Below are 20,945 nucleotides of genomic sequence, written 5' to 3' on the forward strand. Positions count from 1 at the left end.
GCCCTCTGACCCTAGACCGCGGACCCGCCTCGGGCAAGCCTCTCCACAAACGACGATACCCCCGTTGCACGAAGCAGCGGGGGTATCGTGTATGGCAAGTCACCGATCAGCGAGAGCCTTTACCGCCCTTCGGCTTACGGCGGCGCGATGGCGCCTGCTTGCCAACCGGCTTGGCCACTTCAGGCTTGGCCGCTTCAGGATTGGCTTCAGGCTCGGCGGCCTCGCTCCGGGGCGAGACCTTCGACGGTGCCTGGGCCTCCATGACTTCCTCCAGCTCGCTGAAGGCCAGGCGCTGGGCATGAGCCTGCTCGCCCAGCCAGGCTTCGGCCTCGGCGCGGGACTCCGCTTCTATCCGTGGAGCATGATCGATGGCACGCTCGAAGAGCTCGCGGACCTGCTCCAGGCGTTTGACAGAGCTGTCGGAGAGCTCGCCGCTGGCCGACAGCACATGCTCGATATGCTCGAGATGGGCCGCGATCTGCTCGGCGCCCTGTCCATCGAGCAGCCTCGGCAATGCCTCGATCGCCGCCTCGCGATCCAGCTTGAGAATAAAGAACTGCTCTCGCATCAGGCACTTGAAATCGGCCAGCGAGAGCTGCGGCTCGAGCTCGGCGTAAGAGGCCCGCAGGCGCTTGAAGTTGCGCTCGTCCGTGGAGGGCGCTCCTCCCAGCACATAGATCAGGGCCCGGATAATCGCCTCGTGACTGCCACCCTCGGCGATACGCTCGGCAAGCTCGGCACGGCGACGCTCGACAAAGCGACGATGCTCGGGCTCGGCCCCCGGGCGGCGACGGTGGACATGGGCATCGCCTCCCAATCCGACCAGCGCCTGTAGCAGCGGCTGCCCATAGATATCCAGGAACAGCCGCTCCACGCTGCCGTCGCGCAGGTCACGCCAGGCATTGAGGCCACGGGTGATCTGGTCTGAGGCGATCGTCTCCAGCACCCGGAAGAGGTTGGCCTTTTCCAGGGAGTGGCGATCGGCACGGATGCGCTCGGCCAGGACGGGGATCGAGGCCATCAGCGGGTTGCGATCCGAGAGCAGGCGGTAACCCAGGCGACTGGGGTGCAGGCGACGCATCCAGTGGGCCGATTCGGGAGTCGCCATGGCACGCACCCAGGGCTGAACGAAGAGCCGATAGAGACCCAGGTTGATCTCCGAGACCCGCGCCACGGTCGCGAAGCGGGTGTCGTCCTCCAGGCTCGGCTTCACCACCTCGTCGAGCTCCTCCACGCTGCGCGGCGTGAACTCAAGCAGATAGTCGCGCTCGATCAGCTCGCTATCGTCGCGCTCCTCGGCCTCCGTGACCGTGGTCTCGTAGAGGCCAGGCGGCAACACATCGATATAGTCCATGTTGGCGGTGAACTCGGTGTGCTCCTTGCGCGACACACTGCCGGAGACAAAGATGCCGAGGTGACCGGTGGTGTCGTGAATGCAGTAGACGATGGTCTGCTCATTGGCGAGGATATCGTCGCTCTCCTCGTAGAGGTCGCGCACCCAGCCCAGTGCCTGGGGCGGTGGCGTGATGTCGTCACCCTGGGAGCAGAACACCACCACCGGCGAGCGCAGGTTACGCAGATCGATACGCCGGCCATCGGAGGTCACCAGCTGGGCGGTGGAGAGCCGATTGCCGATAAACAGGTTGTCGACGATATACTGGATCTCATCGCCCCCCAGCACCACATGACCACCCCACCAGCGTTCGAACTCGAGATAACGCTCGGCTTCGGTATCCACCTGGGAATAGAGACGATACTGCTTCGCCCAGAAGGTATTGGCCGGATTGAGGTTCTCGAAGTTTTGCACCAGCCAGGCACCATCGAACTGGCCATTGCCCAGGTCGCTGAGCAGCGAGGTCACCCAGCTGCCACCGGCCATTCCGCCGGAGTACCGCATGGGCGCCCTCCCGCGCTCGCCCGCCCAGTAGGAGAGCGGTGCGCCGGCCGTCAGAATCGGGCCAAACAGATCGGGCTCCAGGGAGGCGGCCATCATCAACTGCCAGCCTGCCTGGCAGTTGCCCACCACCATGGGCTTCTCGGAGAGTTCGGCATGGCGCTCGTTGATATGCCGCAGGAAGGCGATCTCCGCCTCCACCACATCCTCGACCTGCTGGCCGGGCACCGGGTAGGGCAAGAAGCCGATAAAATAGCAGGGATGGCCGGCACGCAGCGCCACACCGATCTCGCTATCGGGCTTGAAGCCACCGATCCCCGGTCCATGGCCGGCGCGTGGGTCCACCACCACGAAGGGGCGCATCTGCAGGTCCGTGGGCTGCCCGGCAGGGGGCAGGATACGCAGGAGCTCGTAATTGACCGGGGGCGACAGGTCGCGACCATCCATCAGCACCTCGGAATCGAAGCCCAGCACGCTGAGATTGGTCTGCTCGATATGCTCCAGGTACTGGTTGCCACGCTGGCGCATCACGTCCAGGAACAGCACGCTGCGCTCGAACGCATCGAGCCAGTAGCGTCCGGCGGCACGCCCGAAGCCAAACGGATCGACAAGAGAGAGCGCGTCGTCCGGCGTCGAGAGTATCGGAAGGGTCATCATGTGACCTCCTGGTGTTGGCGGTCAGGGAGTGGGAAATTCTAGGTCGGCCATCCGGCCTTGTTGCACTGCAATATAACCTAATTGAGTGGTGGCGACGAGTTTTGACGCGTTTCGGAACGTAAAAAGCGGCGGCGGCAGCTTGCCACGCGTATGCCAATACCATGCCGCAAGCGCGCAGCTATGGTAAATTGGCCCCCGTTACCAGAAACCCAAGCGCCAAGGCGGGCCAGGCCGGGCCAAACCCCCAACCGGGGCCCCGCGGCCACATCGGCCCGACAGACGCCGAGCGGAGGGGTTCACACCCTATGAGCGATAGCACCCCGAAAACCACCATTTCCAGCGGCCAGAAGTTTCGCACCGAGCACGGTTTTGCCGCCATCAAGGACGGCATCAAGCAGCGCCGCGAGCATAACGAGCGCAATGAGGGCGGCGTGGCAACGGGCCGCAAGCCCAAATGGCTGCGTGCCCAGATTCCCGGCGGCGAACGCTTCGAGGCCGTCAAGCGCAACGTCAACGAGCATCGCCTGAGCACGGTGTGCGCCGAGTCCCACTGCCCCAATATGGGGGAGTGCTGGAGCAACGGCACCGCCACCATCATGCTGATGGGTTCGGTGTGCACCCGTGCCTGCCGCTTCTGCGCCGTGGACACCGGCAACCCCGGCGGCTGGCTGGATGCCGAGGAGCCATCCAACACCGCCAAGTCGGTGGAACTGATGGGGCTGCGCTACGTGGTGCTGACCTCGGTGGACCGTGACGACCTCGACGATGGCGGTGCCACCCACTACGCCGCCTGCATCCAGGCCATCAAGGCCAACACCCCGGAGGTGGTGGTCGAGGCGCTGACCCCCGATTTCGACGGCGTTCACTCCGCCATCGAGCGGGTCGTCGACTCGGGCCTGGAGGTGTTCGCACAGAACGTCGAGACCGTGGAGCGTCTGACCGAGCGGGTGCGTGACCCACGCGCCGGTTACCGCAAGACGCTGGATGTGCTGGCCCACGCCAAGGCACACAACCCTCGCGTGCTGACCAAGACCAGCCTGATGCTGGGCCTGGGCGAGAGTGACGAGGAGATCCTGGCCACCTTCGACGACCTGCGTGCCATCGGCGTGGATATCGTCACCCTGGGCCAGTATCTGCGCCCGACCCGCAACCACCTGCCGGTGGAGCGTTGGGTCAGCCCCGAGGAGTTCGACCGCTATCGTCGCCTGGGGCTCGAGAAGGGCTTTATGGAGGTGGCAGCGGGGCCGCTGGTGCGCTCCAGCTATCGCGCCGACCGGGTGTTCGAGAAGAACAACCTGGGACTGGCGGCTCCCGCCGAGGTGCCCGGTCAGGCGCCGGATGCCAACCGCATCGACGCGATCAACGTGGGTTAAGCTCCCTTCCCAGCGCGAGCGCCAGGCACTGCGCCAGGCGCTCGCCCGCCGCCTCCACTCCGGGGCACTCATCGACCAGATCGGCCAGGCGCGTCATCCGCATGCCGGCATAGCCACATGGGTTGATGCGCTGAAAGGGCGACAGATCGCCGTCGATATTGAGCGCCACTCCATGGAAGCTGCCACCGCGGCGAATGCGCAAGCCCAGCGAGGCGATCTTGGCCTCCCCCATGCCCGGCTGCTCCACATAGACCCCGGGAGCATCGGGGCGCGCCCGCGCTTCGACCCCATGCTCGGCGAGCATGGCGATCACCGCATTTTCCAGGGCGGTGACCAGGTCTCGCACACCCAGCCCGGCCCTGCGCACATCGATCAAGGGGTAGAGCACCACCTGGCCCGGGCCGTGGTAGGTCACCTGGCCACCACGGTCGGTCTGCACGACCGGGATATCACCAGGCAACAGCAGGTGCTCGGGCTTGCCCGCCTTGCCCTGGGTAAACACGGGATCGTGCTCGACCAGCCAGAACTGATCCGGCGTGGCGGCATCGCGCTGGTCGGTCAGCTCGCGCATCGAGCACCATACGGGCTCGTAGGGGCGGCGACCCAGGCGGTGCAGTTCGATCGGCGGATGCGCGGCTTGATCGCTCATCACACCACCATATGCACGCGGCCGGTCGCCTTGAGTTCCTCGAACAACGCCTTCAGCTGAGCCTCGCTGGTGGCGGTGATGGTGAGCCGGACCGACTGGAAGCGGCCATTGCGGCTGTCGATCACCTGCACGCTGGTGGCATCGAATTCGGGGTCGTGGCGGCTGGTGATCTGACACACCACCGCCGCGAAGTCATCGGCGGCATCCCCGACGACCTTCACCGAGTAGTCGCATGGAAAGGTGATCCTGGGTGGCTTGCCGGAGACCGGCTGGCTGGGGCGACGCAGATCGCGCAGTGACTTGTCGTTCATGCGAGTTCCAGAGAGTCGAGAATAGGCGACCATTTTACTCAAGCCCTGTCCGGGTGACCAATACTAGGTCCAAGCTCACAGGGCAATTGCAGGAGCCGAGGGGCGCTGGGGACAAGCCGTAAAGGAGGTCCTACGCCATGGATGGCGTCGGTAGCGCCCAGGGAGGGGTTCACAGCGCCTCCTTGACGGTCCGGCGCTCCGGGGCTTGTCGCCAGGTCAGCCCCGAGCTATGGGCTACATATACCCAATAGCCCTGCCTAAACGACGTGGAGCAAGACCTCTAGGCTTGCTCCACGTCGACTGGGCTGGGCAACACAGGTGATCAGCCGAACCAGCCACCGATCAGGTTGGAGAAGAAGCGCTGCACCTGGTCGATCAGCTTCTTGATGAAGCCACCCTCCTCGACCGTCTCCAGGGCCACCAGGGGACGCTCGCCGACCAGCTCCTCACCCAGACGCACCTCCAGGGTGCCGACCCGATCCCCCTGCTGGACCGGCGCCTCGATATCGGCCTGGATATCCAGCTTGGCGGTAAGCTCATCGTTTCTCGCCCGCGGCACGGTCATCACCACATCGCTGTCGACGCCGACGCGCAGCTCGTTGATCTCCCCGCCCCACACGCGCGGGGTGTTCAGCACCGAGCCGCGGTCATAGAGCTTGAGGGTCTCGAAGTAGCGGAAGCCATAGCTGATCAGCTTCTGGGTCTCCTGGGCCCGCGCCTCCTCGGAGTTGGCCCCCATCACCACCGAAATCAGCCGCATGTCGTCACGCTTGGCCGAGGCGACCAGGCAGTATCCCGCCTCCTCGGTATGCCCCGTCTTGAGCCCATCGACGCTGGGGTCACGCCACAGCAGGCGGTTGCGGTTGGGCTGACGGATATCGCTGTAGGTGAAGTACTTCTCGGCGTAGATCTTGTAGTGTTCCGGGTAGTCCTGAATGATATGACGCGAGAGCTGGGCCAGGTCGCGGGCCGTGGAGTAGTGATCCTCGGCCGGCAGGCCGGTGGCGTTACGGAAGTTGGTATTGGTCATCCCCAGGCGGTCGGCATGCTGATTCATCAGATCCGCAAAGGGCGCCTCGCCACCGGCAAGGTACTCGGCCACGGCAACGCTGGCGTCATTGCCCGACTGGATGATGATGCCGTAGAGCAGGTCACGAATGGAGACCTCGGTGCCCACCTCGATAAACATCTTCGAGCCGCCGGTGCGCCAGGCGTTCTCGCTGACCGGCACCCGATCGTCCATGCTGATGTTGCCGCGATCGAGCTCACGCTCGACCAGATAGGCGGTCATCAACTTGGTGAGGCTGGCCGGCGGCAGGCGCTCATCGGCGTTGTGTTCGGCCAGGATTCGCCCACTCTCGGCATCCATCAGGATCCAGCCGCTCGCCGCCAGTTGCGGCGGCGAAGGGATCAGTGTCTGGGGCCGTGGGGCCGGGACCTCCTGTGCCACGACTGGAGCGGTGATGAACAGTGTCAGACTGGCCAGCAGCACCGCCAGCAGACGGCCACAACGTAGGGAAAGCAGCTCTTTCATGGGTGACTCTCGTCGGGTCATTCTGGAAAGGGAGCGGGGCCGATCACTCGGCCCCCTTGACAATAAAGCTATCGCTGAAGCCGGCCCGCCGCAGCGCCTGGCGCAGTGGCTCGAGCTGGTCGGCACGGGTGATGGGGCCCACCTGCACGCGATGAACCCCCGAGCCTCCCGCCACACGCACCGGCTGCGTCAGTTCGCGCTCGAGCCGGGCTCGCAGGGCCCCGGCATTGGTGGCAGAGCCCAGCGCCGCCACCTGCAGATAGAGCGGGCGCTCAGTGGAGCGGCCATCGCCATCCATGGAGCGGCCATCCAGCGGGCGGCCTTCCAGGGCCTGATCCTGGGTGGTAGGCACCGGACCAGGCACGGAGGCCATTGGCGGAGTCGCCGGCTGAGCGAGGCCCTGGCGCTCATGAGCAGCGCTCTCGGTCGCCCTGTCGGTGCCATTCTCGGCCAGCCAGCGGTCGACGTCGATGGCCTCGACCCGCACCCGGCCGGTGCCGTTGTCGAGAATGTCCAGACGCGCCGCCGCCGCATAGGAGAGGTCGATCTCGCGCTCACTGTGGAACGGCCCGCGGTCATTGACCCTGACGATCACCGAGCGGCCATTGTCCAGGCTGGTCACGCGGGCATAGGTCGGCAGCGGCAGTGAGCGATGGGCCGCCGACATCTTGTACATGTCGTAGATCTCGCCATTGGACGTGGCGTAGCCGTGGAACTTCTCCCCATACCAGGAGGCCGTTCCCTGCTTCACATAGCCACTGGCGTCAGGCAACACATGATAGGTCTTGCCCCACACCTCGTAGGTAGACCGGTTGCCGCCGCGCGAGTGTGCCTCATGGCGAGGCTGCGCATCGGGTACCCGGCTGACGTCCGGCGGCTCCTCGGGATAGGCATCGCCGGTCATGGCATAGCGCCCTGCCTGAGACGCCGTGTCGGCCTGGCCCGAACCGGTCGGTTTGGGTCCACCACTGCCGGCACAGCCGGCCAGGGTGACGGCAAGGGCGATGGGCAGCCAGCGTAGCATCATCGACGCACCTCCTCGTCATCGACATCCACCGCCTGGTGCCAGCCAGCCCCGAGGTCACGCGCCTTCGCGATGGCCTCGGCAAGCTCCATTGCCGCCATGGCGTAGAGATGACTGTGGTTGTAGCGGGTAATCACATAGAAGTTGACGTCTCCCAGCATATAGCGCCAGTTGCCCTCTCCCCCCTCCAGTGCCACCGGCAGCAGAAGACGCTCATCGGCCAGCGCCGCGGGAACCTCGATGCCGGCCTGGCGCAGCGCACCCGCACTCACCGCGGGGCGCCGCGCCGCGCGGTTGAAGTCGATGCCCTCGGGAGGCTGCGCGGGGCCCTCGGCCGCGTACAGTACCGGCTCGCCGGCCTGCCAGCCGTGCTCGGCAAAGTAGTTGGCCACGCTGCCGATGGCATCTACCGGGTTGCTCCAGAGGTCGCGCAGGCCATCATCGTCGAAGTCGACGGCATAGGCGCGATAGCTGGTGGGGATGAACTGGGGATAGCCCATGGCACCAGCATAGGAGCCCTGGGGCTCCTGCGGCGCGACCCGCTGCTGGTAGGCGATCTCCAGGAAAGCCGCCAACTCGCCACGGAAGAAGTCGCCGCGTCGCGGGTGGTGGAAGGCCAGGGTGGAAAGGGAGTCGAGCACACGATGCTTGCCGGTGATGCGTCCGTAGCGGGTCTCCACCCCGAGGATGGCGGCGATGATCTCCTCGGGCACCCCATACTCCGCCTCGGCACGGGCGAAAGCCTCGGAGTGTACCTCGATAAAGGCGACGCCGGCCTCGATACGCTCGTCATCCAGGAAGATCGCCCGATACTCGTCCCAGCGCAGGCGCCTCTCGGCGGCACCCGACATGGCGTCGAGAACCTCCTGGCGGTAGTTCGCCTGCTGCATGGCGTTCTCCAGCCAGGCGCGCTCGATCCCCTCGTCGACCAGCTCATTGACCAGCTGCCGGGCCCCGTCATGATGCTCGGGAGCAAACTCCTGTGCCGCCAGTGCCGAACTGGCCAGCAGGGCGGCACAGGCCACCGTCGCCAGGCGCTTCTTCCTTCCATGAATGCATGACGACGTCATGTACGCTCTCCCGTGTCGATGGCCGATCCAGCCGCGGTCAGCGAGGCAGCAGCCGGCGGTGGGCATGAATGGCCATGAGAATACCGAAACCGGCCATCAAGGTCACGCTGGAGGTGCCGCCATAGCTGACCAGCGGCAGCGGCACGCCGACCACCGGCAGGATACCGCTGACCATGCCGACGTTGACGAACACATAGATGAAGAAGGTCAGGATGATGCTGCCGGCCAACAGGCGGCCGAAGGTCTCCTGGGCCTCGGCAGCGAGCCACAGCCCCCGGCAGACGATCAGCAGGTAGAGCAGCAGGAAGGCCAGCATGCCCACCAGGCCGAACTCCTCACCCAGCACCGCAACGATGAAGTCGGTATGCCGCTCGGGCAGGAACTCGAGCTGGGACTGGGTCCCCTCCAGCCAGCCCTTGCCCAGCACTCCGCCGCTGCCGATGGCGGTGGTGGACTGGATGATGTTCCAGCCCGCCCCCAGGGGGTCGCTGTTGGGGTCGAGAAAGGTCAGCACGCGCCGGCGCTGATAGTCATGCATGTTCATCCACAGCAGGGGCAGCGCCGCCGCGGCCAGGCCGGCGAGCAGGCCGATGATGCGCCACGAGAGCCCCGCCAGCAGCACTACGAAGACCGCTGCGACAGCCACCAGCAGCGAGGTACCGAGATCGGGTTGCTTGGCGATCAACACCACCGGGACCCCGATGATCAACGCGCACACCGCAAGATCCCGGAACCTGGGCGGCAGCTCACGGCGACTCAGGTAGGCGGCCACCATCAACGGCATCGCCAGCTTCATCAGTTCGGAGGGCTGGAAGCGAATCACGCCCGGAATCACCAGCCAGCGCTGGGCCCCCATGCCCATGTCCCCCACCAGCTCCACCGCGACCAGCATCGCCACACCGAGCAGATAGGCCGGCAGCGCCCAGCGCATCAGTGTCGCCGAGCTGAACTGCGCGATCACCACCATCACGCCCAGCGCCACGCAGTAGCGGACTCCCTGGGAAATCACCGTATCGATACGCTGACCACTGGCGCTGTACATCACCACCAGGCCGGCTCCCATCAGCAACAGCAGCATGCCCAGCAGCCAGGGATCCAGGTGCACCCGCTCCCAGAACCCGCGGCGGCGCGACATGCCGCTGGCCGGTGCCTTGATCGGGTGTGGCCGCCAGGGGCGCGACAGTCCGCTCAGTGCCATGGATCAGTACTCCACCGAACGTTCATGCTACTCCTCCAGCTCCTCGCGGATTTGCTCCACATCGGGCTCCTTATCGTCCAGCAACCAGGCATCGGTCATCGCCCGGGCCAGGTGAGCGGCATGCGTACTGCCGCCACCGGCATTCTCGACGATCACCGCCACCGCGATCTGCGGTGACTTGATCGGTGCGAAGGCCATGAAGAGGGCGTGGTCACGCAGCCGCTCGGCCAGCTCGTCGGCGTTATATTTCTGGTCCTGCCCAAGCGAGAAGACCTGGGCGGTGCCCGACTTGCCCCCCATGCGATACTCGAGCCCCACACCGGTACGCCGTGCGGTTCCCTCACGACCGGAGATCACCTTCTCCATGCCGGAGAAGACGCGATCCCACCACGCCTCGTTGCCCAGATCGATATCCTCAGGCGTCTCCGCCAGGGGGGACGGTAGCGCTTCATCGCCGAGACGCATGGCCAGGCGTGGCTTGACCCACTCGCCACGATTGGCCAGTACCGCGGTAGCGGTGGCCAGCTGTAGCGGCGTGACCTGCCAATAGCCCTGACCGATGCCCACCGACAGCGTCTCCCCCGGGTACCAGGGCTGGTTGTAACGCTCCTGCTTCCACTCCCGGGAGGGCATCAGGGCACGGCTCTCGCCGAAGATGTCGTGACCGACCCGCGTGCCGAAACCGAAGTTGGTCATGTTGGCATGGATGCGGTCGATGCCCAGCTCGTGCGCCAGGGTGTAGTAGTAGGTGTTGTTGGAAACGGCGATGGAGCGTTCGAGATCGACCCGGCCATGCCCCCAGCGCAGCCAGTTTCGGTAGCGTCGCTTGTCATTGGGCAGCTGGAAATAGCCAGGGTCATAGATGGTCTGGTCGGGCGTAATCACGCCTTCGGCAAGGCCTGCCAGGGCCAGGAAGGGCTTGATGGTGGAGCCGGGCGGATAGTGACCACGAATCGCGCGGTTGTAGAGCGGCAGGTCAAGGTCCTCCTGCAACCCACGATATGAGGTCACGTCGATGCCGGTAACGAACTGGTTGGTGTCGTAGCCCGGGGCCGAGACCATCGCCAGGATGCCGCCGGTGGCGGGCTCGATGGCGACGATGGCTCCCCGCCGACCATCGAGCAGATCAAAGGCCAGATGCTGCAGCTTCTTGTCCAGCGTCAGGGTCAGGTCCTTGCCGGGCGTGGGGTCGGTGCGGCCGAGCTCGCGGAGCACTCGGCCCCTGGCGTTGGTCTCCACCTTGCGCAGGCCGGACTCGCCATGCAGCTCGTCCTCGTAGAAGCGCTCGACGCCGGTCTTGCCGATAAAGTGGGTCCCCGCATAGCGCCCCGCATCCAGGCGCTCGAGCTCCTCGGCGTTGATGCGCCCCACATAGCCCAGGGCATGGGCCATCACCTCGGCATCGGGATAGTAGCGCAGTAGCTGCGCCTCCACCTCGACCCCCGGCAGCAGGTGGCGATTGACCGCCAGTCGTGCGATCTGCCCCTCGTCGAGGTCGCTCATCAACAGGGCGGGCTGATAGGGGCGCTGGCGCTGTCGCGAGCGCACACGGAAGGCCTCCACCTCCTCGGGCGAGAGCTCGAGAATCTCCACCAGCCGCGTCAGGGTGGCATCGAGGTCCTCGGCCCGCTCACGCACCAGCGTGAGGTTGTAGGTGGGTCGGTTCTCGGCCAGCAGCTCGCCGTTGCGGTCGTAGATCAGGCCCCGAGTCGGTGGCAGTGGCTCGACTCTCACCCGATTCTTCTCGGAACGGGTGGTGTAGACCTCATGCTGCACGATCTGAAGATAGGCCAGGCGGCCCATCAGCAGGCCGGTCAGGGCAAACACCACCAGCAGCGCAAGCAGCGCACGCACCCGAAAGATGCGTAGCTCCTGCTCGGGGCTCTTGAGATTGTGACGTGACTTGCGCATGGAATTTCCGGTGGGCGAGTCGTCGACTCAGCGATGGTAGGGATGACCAACCATCAGCGTCCAGGCGCGATAGAGTTGCTCGGCTAGCAGGATGCGGACCAGCGGGTGAGGCAGGGTCAGCGGCGACAGCGACCAGCGTTGATCGGCCGCGGCGGAGAGCTCCGGTGCCAGGCCATCGGGCCCGCCGACCAGCAGCGCGACATCACGGCCGGCCAGGCGCCAGGCTTCGGCCTGCTCGGCCAGCCGTTCGGTGCTCCATGCCTTGCCGCCCACCTCCAGGGCGACCACATGCTCATCGCCACGCAGCTTGGCCCGAATCCGCTCGGCCTCGCTCGCCATGGCACGGGCCAGGTCGGCATTCTTGCCGCGCTGCCCGGGCGGGATCTCTTCCACCTGCAGGGAGAAGTCTCGCGGCAGCCGCTTGCGGTACTCTTCGACACCCTCGGTGACCCAGGCGGGCATGCGCGTACCCACCGCCAGCAGGCGCACCCTCATGTGCCGGAAAGCTCGCTTTCTCGCTCCAGATCGCTGGGCAGGTCGGCCCAGAGCCGCTCCAGATCATAGAGCTGGCGGGTCTCGGGCAGCATCACATGTACCACCAGGCTGCCCAGATCGACCAGCACCCAGTCGGCGCCGGCTTCACCCTCGACGCCGCGGGGCTGAAGGCCCTGCTCCTTGGCACGCTCCACGACCCGCTGAGCCAGCGCTGCCACGTGACGGGTCGAGGTACCGCTGGCGATGATCATCAGATCAGTCACGCTGGTAAGCCGTGAAACATCCAGCTGAACAATATCCTTGGCCTTGAGTTCTTCCAGCGCGTCCACCGCCAGAGTCTTGAGAGCATCGTTGTGCATAGGGTCTTCTGTAGGCTGTCGTTGAATAACCATTGTAACGCCTTGACCATCGTCTGACAGGGTTCGTTCAGTCGACTTTCCTTCTGGGTCGACCTCCCCTCACTCCTGACGATAGAGGTCGTGGGCGGTGATGCGCGCCTCCACCGCCTCGGGCAGCAGATAGCGAACGCTGAGCCCGCCGGCGAGTCGCCGACGCAGCTCCGTCGCCGAGATCGCCATCCGGGAGGGCAGCCGCAGGCGGAGCAGACCGCCGGCCGGACGCGCCATCAGGGACTCGACATCCTCGCTCTCGCGCCCGGCGATCAGCTCGCGCAGTGCCGCCGGCAGTGCCGCCTGATAGTCGGGGCGGTCAACCACCACCAGGTGGGCCAGCTCGAACAAGCGCCGGGGCGCATGCCATTCGGCCAGGCGCAGGAAGGCATCATGGCCCAGCGCCATGACCAACCGCGCCTCGCTGCCCAGTTCCTCACGCAGTGCTGCCAGCGTATCGGCGCTGTAGGAGGGGCCCTCGCGCCCCAGCTCGCGGCCGTCGGCGACCAGCCCCGGCGTATCGCCGATACCCAGTTGCAGCAATGCCAGGCGCTCGGCCGGTGATACGCTGGGCTCGCCGCGCAGCGGCGGCGCCTTGGCGGGTATCAGGTGGACGCGATCGAGCGCCAGCGCCTCACGCAGCTCGACCGCGCTGCGCAGGTGCCCCAGGTGTACCGGGTCGAAGGTGCCGCCCAGCATGGCGATGCGCGCCGGACGACCGCCCTGCCCCGAGAAGTGTCGCTCGCTCACTGGCGAACCTGACCGTCGCCCAGCACCACGTACTTGCGTGTCGTGAGCCCTTCGAGGCCCACCGGGCCGCGGGCATGCAGCTTGTCGGTCGAGATGCCGATCTCTGCCCCCAGACCATACTCGAAGCCATCGGCGAAACGGGTCGAGGCGTTGACCATCACCGAACTGGAGTCGACCTCGGCCATGAAGCGCCGTGCGAGACTCCAGGACTCGGTGACGATGGCATCGGTGTGGTGGGAGCTGTAGCGCTCGATATGCGCCATGGCGGCCTCGATGCCATCGACCACGCGAATCGCCAGCACCGGAGCCAGATACTCGGTTTGCCAATCCGCCTCGTCGGCCACCACAACCTCCGGGAGTAGCTCGCGGGTACGTTCGCAGCCCCGCAGCTCGACGCCATGCTCGGCGTAGGCCGCCGCCAGCTTCGGCAACAGCGACTCGGCCAGAGGGGCATCCACCAGCAGCGTCTCCATGGTATTGCAGGTGCCGTAGCGGTGGGTCTTGGCGTTCACCGCGATCGCCAGGGCCTTCTCGGGATCCGCCGTGGCATCCAGATAGACATGGCAGACACCATCGAGGTGCTTGATCACCGGCACGCGAGCCTCTCGAGAGATGCGCTCGATCAGTGACTTGCCGCCTCGTGGAATGATCACATCGACAAACTCGGGCATCGCGATCAGGCGGCCCACGGCGGCACGATCGGTGGTGGCCACCACCTGCACGGCCCCGTCGGGCAGCCCCGCAGCCGCCAGCCCCTCGCGAATGCAGGCCGCAATGGCGGCATTGGAGTCCCGCGCCTCGGAGCCACCGCGCAGGATGGCGGCATTGCCCGACTTGAGACACAGGCTGGCCGCTTCCAGGGTGACGTTGGGGCGTGACTCGTAGATGATGCCGATCACCCCCAGGGGGACACGCATCTGGCCGACCTGGATACCGCTGGGACGCGCACGCAGGCCATCGATCTCACCCACCGGATCGGGGAGCGCGGCCACCTGGCGCAGCCCCTCGACCATGGCATCGACACGCTGGTCGTCCAGAGCCAGCCGATCGAGCAGGGCATCGTCCAGGCCGGTCTCCCGCCCGCGCGCCAGATCACGGACGTTGGCCGACAGCACCTCCTCCCGCGAGGTCTCCAGACTCTCGGCCATGGCCAGCAGCGCGGCATTCTTGGGGCCGGTGGGCGTGCGGCGCAGGATCGCGGCAGCCTTGCGGGCCGACTGGCCGAGGCCGGTCATGTAGGCATCGATATCGCGAACCTCCTCGGCGCCTGCCGCGGCGGCGCCGTCACGCTGGACTTGAGCTGTCATGCCAGAAAGTGTCTCCTGTATGCGTGGCCTGAACGAACCGATACGGCGCTATACTGACGCGCGATGGGCACGTTGCGGATAGGGAGTCATAGTAAGCCACCATGCAGAACATGTACAAAGTCAGCCTGCTGCGCCTCAATCTGCTCCTGGCGGGGCTGCTTCCGGCACTCATGGTGCCCTATGCCCGCGATCACTCGGAGGCCATGCTGCTTGGCCTGACCGCGGCCTGGCTCGCCATCAGCGCGGGCCTGGTAGAGTTCAGCCACCGGCGCCCACCACTGATCCCCTGGCAACTCCTGCCCAGCCTGCTGCTCGGCGCCCTGCTATGGTCCTCGGCCGACCGCCATCCCTACTGGCTATGGGCCTGGGCCGCTTTGATCATCCTGCCTCAACCCGCCTGGATGGCCATACTCAACCTTCTGCTGGCGACACTCTCCCTGGCCTGGGTGGCGCGCCAGCTTCCCATCGAGCAGGCCATGATGACCGGCCTGGTGCTTATCCCGATGCTGGTACTCGGCCTGGTCCGCACACGCCGGCTCACCCCCTTGTTTGCCCAGGCCAGGGGGCGGGTCAGCCTGGTGCCGGGGGAGCGGCTCTGGCCGCGAGCCAGGCTGGCCGGTGACCTGACCCGGGAGCATGGCCGCGCTCAGCGCGACGGCACCCACGCCGAGCTCCTGCTGGTACGAGCGAGACGCCGCCATCTATGGGGCGTCGCGCAACAGTTGTGCGAGATGACCCGCGGCTTCGAGCACTGCTATCGCCTCGACAAGCGCACCCTGGGAGCGCTGCTGATCAGTCGCGACGCCACTCAGGCGGAACCCCGCCGCCGCTGGCTGCTGGAGCATCTGCGCGAGGTGGAGCGAGCGCGGGTCGTTGCTCTGCCGCAGGCCCGTTCGCTCGCCGAGGAGCTGCGCGCCCTTGAACGGCAGCAACCGCCGTTCATCTCGACGCCAGGGACGACGACCCATGTTGACGCCTGATACGCCGCGCCTGCTGGCGTGCCTCTTTGCGCTGGGAGCCGTGCTGCTGTTTGGCCAGGCAGTGTGGTACTACCTGATCGGTGACTACACGCGAATTCTTCTGCCAGCCCTGTTCGCACCGCTGTTGCTGACCGCCGCCCTGATGCGTCTGGGCCAGCAGGAGACGGCGCGCCTATCGGTCTACCTGGTGCTGGCCTGCAGCTACCTGCTGATCGCCACCAGCCTGCCGCAGGACAACACCCCGACACTGCTGTGGCTAGGGCTCCCCCCGGTGCTGACCTTGCTGCTGCTGCCACTGGGCCAGGCCACCCTGCTCAACCTGGTACTGGCACCGATCTGGTTGCTGCTGGCCAACCTCACCCCACCGTCTTCCCAGGCGCTGGGCTATGTGGCGCTGGTCGCGGCCAGCGGGCTCGCCCCCTGGGGCATACGCCATCATCATGCGCTATGGCTCGCCACCGACCCTCGTGACCAGGAGTGTGCCGCCCTGAAGGCGGCGCCGCTGCTCGAACGACTGGAGAGCGAGGCGGAGCGTGCCGACCTCCTCGATCATCGGCTTGCCGTGGCCGTGCTGCACCTTCCACAGCTGGAGATGGCCGGTGAGCAGTTCGGAGGCCTTGCTCGACAGGCTCTGCTGAATGCCTTCTGCAGGACGGTGAGCGAACATAGCCGTGACCACGATCTGCTGGGACGCATCGGGGACGCCGACTTCTGGCTGGTGATGCCCGGCACCAGCGAGAACGGGGCCCTGCTGGTGCGACAGCGTATCGAGGAAGCCGCGTCTGTCGCCACGCTGCACGATACCGGCGGCATTGAGATTCGTGGCGCCATCTGCTCTCACTCCCCGGGTGAGCCCTTCAGGGAACTCAAGCGCCGGCTGGAGTCCACCACGCAGCGCCTCGCCGACTGCTGATAACCAGACGGCCTCGACAGGGATGACCTCTTGCCATGAACCTTGCTCAGCTCCTGAGCCAGCTCACGCCCTCGCCCGGTGTGCTGCTGCTGATTATCGCCAGCATCGCCATGCTGGAGTCACTGGCCGTGGTCGGGGTTCTGGTGCCCGGTGTGCTACTGATTACCGCCGCTGCCTCCATGGCCGGCCACCAGGAGCTGGCGCTGCCGGCCCCGCTGCTTGCCGCCTTTATCGGCGCGGTAGCGGGTGACAGCGCCAGCTTCGTGCTCGGCTATACCCAGCGTGAACGCGTCACCCGATGCTGGCCGTTCTCACGCCACCCCGAGTTTCTCGCCCGAGGGGCACGTTTCTTCCAGCGTCAGGGGGTGCTGTCGGTCTTTCTGGGCCGCTTCGTGGGCCCGGTTCGCCCCATCGTGCCGTTGATCGCCGGCATGCTGCATATGCCTCCACGCACCTTCCTCTGGGCCAACCTGGCTTCCGCGGCACTGTGGGCACCGGCCTATGTGCTGCCAGGCTACCTTCTGGGACGAACCTGGGATCAGCTGCTCGAGGTGCCCCCGGCCCTCCACCAGCCGCTGACACTGCTGGGCGTGATCCTGATCGCCCTGGTGGTGACATTCTCCTGGCTACGCCACCACGCCAGCCGGGACGGGCGCGCCTATCGGCTGAGCGCCGGCCTGGCTCGGCGCCACCCGCTGCTGCGCAACCTGTGGCTGCGCCAGAGCAGCGACGGCGAGGTTCCCCTGGGCAGCCTGCTGCTGCTGGTTCTGGCGCTGGGCGGTGTGTCGGGCTGGACCCTTCATGTCATGCAGCATGGCCTGCAGGGCCCCCTGCCCGTCGACCGCCAGGTTCAGGTACTGTTCGAGGCGATCGCCACCCCGGCCCTGACCCTTCTTAGCCAGGGTCTGGCACGAGTCGGCGATCTGTTCGGCGTGGTGGCACTCGCCCTGCCCTGGGGCATGTGGCTGCTGTGGCGGCGGCGCCTGGACACCCTCTGGCACGTCGCCGCGGGGCTGCTGGGCATCTCCCTGCTCAATATCCTGAGCAAGACACTGTTCGCACGGCCGCGTCCCGATACCCCGGCCCATCTCGCCGACTCCTTCTCCTACCCCAGCGCCCACACCTCGGGCGCCGTGGTGCTGTTCGGCCTGGCGGCTGCCTTCGCCGCCCGGGAGCTCGCCCCCGCCTGGCGCCACTGGGCCTACTGGGCGGCGACGCTCGCCGTCACGTTGATGGCGCTGTCACGGTTGATGATCGGCGTCCACTGGTTCAGCGACCTGGTCGGCGGCGCCCTGCTGGGGCTGGTGGTTTGCGCCCTGGTGCAGCTCTCCTGGCAGGCCCGAGCACGTCCCGCCCTTGTCACCTGCCCGTGGCTCCGGCTGACCATTGCTTCTCTGGGCCTGGCGGCGGTCCGAGTCGCCTGGCTGCCGCCGACTTAAGGTGCGAGGTGCGAGGTGCGAGGTGCGAGGTGAGACCTGTTGCTGATTACCCCAGCGCCAACCATATCCCCACTCCGACCATCAGGGTGCCGGCGATACGGTTGAGCAGTCGCACGCTGTCCCCACGGGCCAGTAGACGACGCAGCCGGCTGCCGCCGGTGGCGTAGAGCAGCAGACAGATGAACTCGATGATCAGTATCAGCGCCACCAGCACGACGAGCTGGCCGGCCAGCGGCCGTTCGGCGTCGAGAAAGGGAGGCAGAAGCGCCACGAAAAAGGCCCACCCCTTGGGGTTGGCCACGGCGGTCACGAACCCCTGCATGACCAGCTGACCGCGGCCGGCGGGCGTCCCCTCCAGCCCCTTCTCGGGGATCGCCATGCGCCCACGGGAGCGCCACATCATGATACCCAGGTAGGCCAGGTAGGCACCCCCGAGCCACTTGAACAGCGCAAAGAGCTCCGGCTGACGAAGCATCAGGGCCGCCACACCAGCACCCGCCGCAGCGGCTACCACCCCCACCCCGGCAAGCTCCCCGGCCATCATCCACAGGCTGCGGCGAACGCCCTGCGTCATGCCCAGCACCATGGCCAGGGTCATGCACATACCGGGCGTCAGGGAGACGAGGAAGAAGGTCGGCAGGAATACCGACAGCAAACCCGGATTGATCATGCCAGAGACCTCCATGTCACGCTGTTGCAGGCGGTAAAGCGCCGAGCAACCAAACAGCCAAACAGCAAAGCACCCGAGCGGACAAGCACCGAGCAGCTAGTGGCCAGGCACAGAGTGGCCCGGCTCTCCCCAGCGCGGCATCAGGCGGTGCTCTATCCCCAGCTGGTTGAGGATGCGCGCGACGATAAAGTCGATCAGGTCGTCGATCGACTGAGGGCGGTGATAGAACCCCGGCGCGGCCGGCAACACCACCACCCCCTGGCGGGTGAGGTCGAGCATGTGCTGGAGATGGATCGCCGAGAGCGGCGCCTCGCGGGGCACCAGCACCAGGGTGCGCCTCTCCTTGAGCGCCACGTCGGCGGCCCGCTCGATCAGGTTGTTGCTCGCCCCGGTAGCCACCGCCGAGAGGGTGCCGGTCGAGCAGGGACAGATCACCATGGCCGAGGGGGCGCCGGAACCGGAGGCCACCGGGGCCATCCAGTCCTCGCGGCCGAAGCAGCGAATCTGCCCCGGCCGCGCCCCGCTGTGTTCGACGAGACTCTCGGCCAGCCGCTCGGGCCGGGCAGGCAGCTCGATATCGGTCTCGGTGGCGATCACCAGATGAGCCGCCTTGGAGATCATCACCCACACCTCATGATTCGCCGCCACCAGGGCGTCGATCAGGCGCAGCCCGTACTGCGCACCAGAGGCGCCGGTCAGCGCCACCGTGACCGGCGAAGCAAACTCTTCAGCCATGAGCCGCCTCCAGTGCTGCCAGCAACTTCTCGTGAATACCGCCGAAACCGCCGTTGGACATCACCACGATCCGATCATAGGGCCTCGCCTCGGCGACCAGCGCCGATACCAGCGACTCCAGGTCCTGCTCGAGCCGCGCCGGTATCGGGCTCTCCGCGATGATGGGCTCCAGGGGCCAGTCCAGCCCCTGCGGTCGATACCAGAAGGCCGCGTCGGCGTCGGCCACGCTCGCGGCCAGGCGGTCACGCAGGGTGCCCAGACGCATGGTATTGGAGCGAGGCTCGATCACCGCCAGCAGCCGACCCCGGGCGGTAGCGGCACGCAACCCCTGGAGCGTCGCGGCGATCGCCGTGGGGTGATGGGCGAAGTCGTCGATCACCTGGATATTGGCCACCTCTCCCCGCACCTCCTGGCGTCGCCGCGGGGACTCGAAGCGCGCCAGGGCGGCGGCCCCCCGCGCCAGGCTCACCCCACAGGCATGGGCAGCGGCGAGCGCTGCCTGGGCGTTGCGGGCGTTATAGAGGCCGGTCAAGGCCCAGTCGACCACCGCATCCTCGTTGGCCTCGGCATCTTGGTGGATGACCCGAAAGCGGGAGGCGTCGTCACGCTCAAGCTCGAGCCGCCAGGCGCTCGAGGGAGCCTCGCCGAAGCGCACCACCGGACTCCAGACCCCCATGCTCAGCACACGCTCCAGGGCCGGTTCGCCGTCGCCTACCAGCAGCACTCCTCTGCCCGGCACCGTGCGCACCAGATGGTGGAACTGACGCTCGATCGCGGCAATATCGTCAAAGATATCCGCATGATCAAACTCCAGATTGCCCAGCACGGCGATCTCGGGGCGGTAATGAACAAACTTGGAGCGCTTGTCGAAGAAGGCGGTGTCGTATTCATCGGCCTCCACCACGAAGGGAGCATCCGCGGCGCCGAGGCGCGCCGAGACACCGAAGTTGCGTGGCACGCCCCCGATCAGAAACCCCGGCGCCAACCCCGCCGACTCCAGCAGCCAGGCGACAAGGCTCGCCGTGGTGGTCTTGCCATGGGTACCCGCCACGGCGATCACCCGCCGCCCGGGCAGCACATGCTCGGCCAGCCACTGGGGGCCCGAGACGTAGGGCAGACCGGCATCGAGCACCGCCTCCACTTCGGGGTTGCCCCGCGACAGCGCATTGCCGATCACCACCAGGTCGGGGCGTGGCTCGAGATTGGCGGGCGAGTACCCCTCACACAGCGCGATACCGGCCTCCTCCAGCTGGGTGCTCATGGGGGGATAGACCCCCGCATCCGAGCCACTGACCGTGTGGCCCAGCTCGCGCGCCAACAGCGCCAGGCTGCCCATGAAGGTGCCACAGATACCAAGGATATGAAGGTGCATGGGACTCACTCCAGCATGGGTCCGATGAGTGCGCCAGCCAAGGCGCGAGGAGAGGCGAGACTAGCATGCCCCCGACGAGGCCCTCCAGCTCCACCGGGTGCAGGCAGGGCTGTCGCAGTTACCAGAGCCGAGGGGCGCTGGAGGCAAGCCGAAGAGGAGATACCGTCTCTCCCGACCAGCCGCAACCCTCACTGAGTTGGTTGTGGCTGATATTCGGTCTGTGACTTCAGGATGCCGAAAGCGATATGTACTAATTTTCGCATGGCAGCCCCCA

At 66.5% G+C, this 20,945-nt stretch carries 19 protein-coding genes; 4 read left to right on the forward strand and 15 right to left on the reverse strand.

What is annotated here, in order from left to right:
* Positions 1-106: 106 nt before the first annotated feature.
* Positions 107-2,548: a DUF3141 domain-containing protein gene (locus tag IOC61_RS07795; RefSeq protein ID WP_195688844.1), complete on the reverse strand. Its 2,442-nt coding sequence runs from the start codon at positions 2,546-2,548 to the stop codon at positions 107-109.
* 308 nt (positions 2,549-2,856) lie between these two features.
* Between IOC61_RS07795 and lipA the strand changes: the two genes are divergently transcribed.
* Positions 2,857-3,924 carry a lipoyl synthase gene (gene lipA / locus IOC61_RS07800; protein ID WP_195688290.1) on the forward strand — a complete coding sequence of 356 codons (1,068 nt, stop codon included), beginning with the start codon at positions 2,857-2,859 and terminating at the stop codon, positions 3,922-3,924.
* Here the strand turns inward: lipA and lipB are convergent.
* From lipB to IOC61_RS07855, 11 genes are all read right to left on the reverse strand, one after another.
* A complete protein-coding gene (gene lipB / locus IOC61_RS07805; protein ID WP_195688291.1) occupies positions 3,911-4,573 on the reverse strand; it encodes a lipoyl(octanoyl) transferase LipB in 663 nt (220 codons plus the stop codon). The genes lipA and lipB overlap by 14 nt on opposite strands.
* Positions 4,573-4,884 (reverse strand): YbeD family protein, encoded by a 312-nt coding sequence (locus IOC61_RS07810; protein ID WP_195688292.1) that lies wholly within the window; start codon positions 4,882-4,884, stop codon positions 4,573-4,575. Before IOC61_RS07810 ends, lipB begins: the two co-directional genes overlap by 1 nt.
* A 322-nt stretch (positions 4,885-5,206) precedes the next feature.
* The gene (locus tag IOC61_RS07815) at positions 5,207-6,418 is read right to left on the reverse strand and encodes a D-alanyl-D-alanine carboxypeptidase family protein (RefSeq protein ID WP_195688293.1); all 1,212 of its coding nucleotides are present in this window, start codon (positions 6,416-6,418) and stop codon (positions 5,207-5,209) included.
* A 43-nt stretch (positions 6,419-6,461) separates the two neighbouring features.
* The gene (locus tag IOC61_RS07820) at positions 6,462-7,445 is read right to left on the reverse strand and encodes a septal ring lytic transglycosylase RlpA family protein (protein ID WP_195688294.1); all 984 of its coding nucleotides are present in this window, start codon (positions 7,443-7,445) and stop codon (positions 6,462-6,464) included.
* The gene (gene mltB, locus IOC61_RS07825) at positions 7,442-8,512 is read right to left on the reverse strand and encodes a lytic murein transglycosylase B (RefSeq protein ID WP_195688295.1); all 1,071 of its coding nucleotides are present in this window, start codon (positions 8,510-8,512) and stop codon (positions 7,442-7,444) included. The genes IOC61_RS07820 and mltB overlap by 4 nt, the downstream gene beginning before the upstream one ends.
* Before the next feature lie 37 nt (positions 8,513-8,549).
* Complete coding sequence (rodA, locus tag IOC61_RS07830) at positions 8,550-9,710, reverse strand: rod shape-determining protein RodA (RefSeq protein ID WP_195688296.1); 1,161 nt, start codon at positions 9,708-9,710, stop codon at positions 8,550-8,552.
* A gap of 27 nt (positions 9,711-9,737) precedes the next feature.
* Positions 9,738-11,621, reverse strand: coding sequence for a penicillin-binding protein 2 (mrdA, locus tag IOC61_RS07835; RefSeq protein WP_195688297.1), 1,884 nt, complete (start codon positions 11,619-11,621; stop codon positions 9,738-9,740).
* A 27-nt stretch (positions 11,622-11,648) separates the two neighbouring features.
* On the reverse strand, positions 11,649-12,116 hold the full coding sequence (gene rlmH, locus IOC61_RS07840; protein ID WP_195688298.1) for a 23S rRNA (pseudouridine(1915)-N(3))-methyltransferase RlmH: 468 nt from the start codon (positions 12,114-12,116) through the stop codon (positions 11,649-11,651).
* Positions 12,113-12,475, reverse strand: coding sequence for a ribosome silencing factor (gene rsfS, locus IOC61_RS07845; protein ID WP_132041512.1), 363 nt, complete (start codon positions 12,473-12,475; stop codon positions 12,113-12,115). The genes rlmH and rsfS overlap by 4 nt, the downstream gene beginning before the upstream one ends.
* 99 nt (positions 12,476-12,574) lie before the next feature.
* Positions 12,575-13,204: a nicotinate-nucleotide adenylyltransferase gene (gene nadD, locus IOC61_RS07850; RefSeq protein WP_195688845.1), complete on the reverse strand. Its 630-nt coding sequence runs from the start codon at positions 13,202-13,204 to the stop codon at positions 12,575-12,577.
* A 47-nt stretch (positions 13,205-13,251) separates the two neighbouring features.
* Complete coding sequence (locus tag IOC61_RS07855) at positions 13,252-14,562, reverse strand: glutamate-5-semialdehyde dehydrogenase (protein WP_195688299.1); 1,311 nt, start codon at positions 14,560-14,562, stop codon at positions 13,252-13,254.
* 110 nt (positions 14,563-14,672) lie between these two features.
* Here IOC61_RS07855 and IOC61_RS07860 point away from each other — a divergent pair, with 110 nt between their 5' ends.
* Genes IOC61_RS07860 through IOC61_RS07870 form a run of 3 tightly spaced genes read left to right on the forward strand, consistent with a single transcriptional unit; the run spans position 14,673 to position 17,894 of the window.
* A complete protein-coding gene (locus tag IOC61_RS07860) occupies positions 14,673-15,542 on the forward strand; it encodes a hypothetical protein (RefSeq protein ID WP_195688300.1) in 870 nt (289 codons plus the stop codon).
* A complete protein-coding gene (locus tag IOC61_RS07865; RefSeq protein ID WP_195688301.1) occupies positions 15,529-16,455 on the forward strand; it encodes a diguanylate cyclase domain-containing protein in 927 nt (308 codons plus the stop codon). Before IOC61_RS07860 ends, IOC61_RS07865 begins: the two co-directional genes overlap by 14 nt.
* A 35-nt stretch (positions 16,456-16,490) precedes the next feature.
* Positions 16,491-17,894 (forward strand): bifunctional DedA family/phosphatase PAP2 family protein, encoded by a 1,404-nt coding sequence (locus IOC61_RS07870; RefSeq protein WP_195688302.1) that lies wholly within the window; start codon positions 16,491-16,493, stop codon positions 17,892-17,894.
* A 46-nt stretch (positions 17,895-17,940) separates the two neighbouring features.
* Here the strand turns inward: IOC61_RS07870 and IOC61_RS07875 are convergent, their stop codons facing one another.
* The 3 genes from IOC61_RS07875 to mpl form a co-directional block, all read right to left on the reverse strand.
* Positions 17,941-18,564 carry a LysE family translocator gene (locus IOC61_RS07875; protein WP_195688303.1) on the reverse strand — a complete coding sequence of 208 codons (624 nt, stop codon included), beginning with the start codon at positions 18,562-18,564 and terminating at the stop codon, positions 17,941-17,943.
* Between the two features lie 96 nt (positions 18,565-18,660).
* The gene (locus IOC61_RS07880; RefSeq protein ID WP_195688304.1) at positions 18,661-19,299 is read right to left on the reverse strand and encodes a flavin prenyltransferase UbiX; all 639 of its coding nucleotides are present in this window, start codon (positions 19,297-19,299) and stop codon (positions 18,661-18,663) included.
* Positions 19,292-20,671 carry a UDP-N-acetylmuramate:L-alanyl-gamma-D-glutamyl-meso-diaminopimelate ligase gene (mpl, locus tag IOC61_RS07885; protein WP_195688305.1) on the reverse strand — a complete coding sequence of 460 codons (1,380 nt, stop codon included), beginning with the start codon at positions 20,669-20,671 and terminating at the stop codon, positions 19,292-19,294. Before mpl ends, IOC61_RS07880 begins: the two co-directional genes overlap by 8 nt.
* Between the last annotated feature and the right edge of the window lie 274 nt (positions 20,672-20,945).

Source organism: Halomonas sp. KAO, assembly GCF_015595025.1.
In the GTDB taxonomy this organism is placed as follows: domain Bacteria; phylum Pseudomonadota; class Gammaproteobacteria; order Pseudomonadales; family Halomonadaceae; genus Halomonas.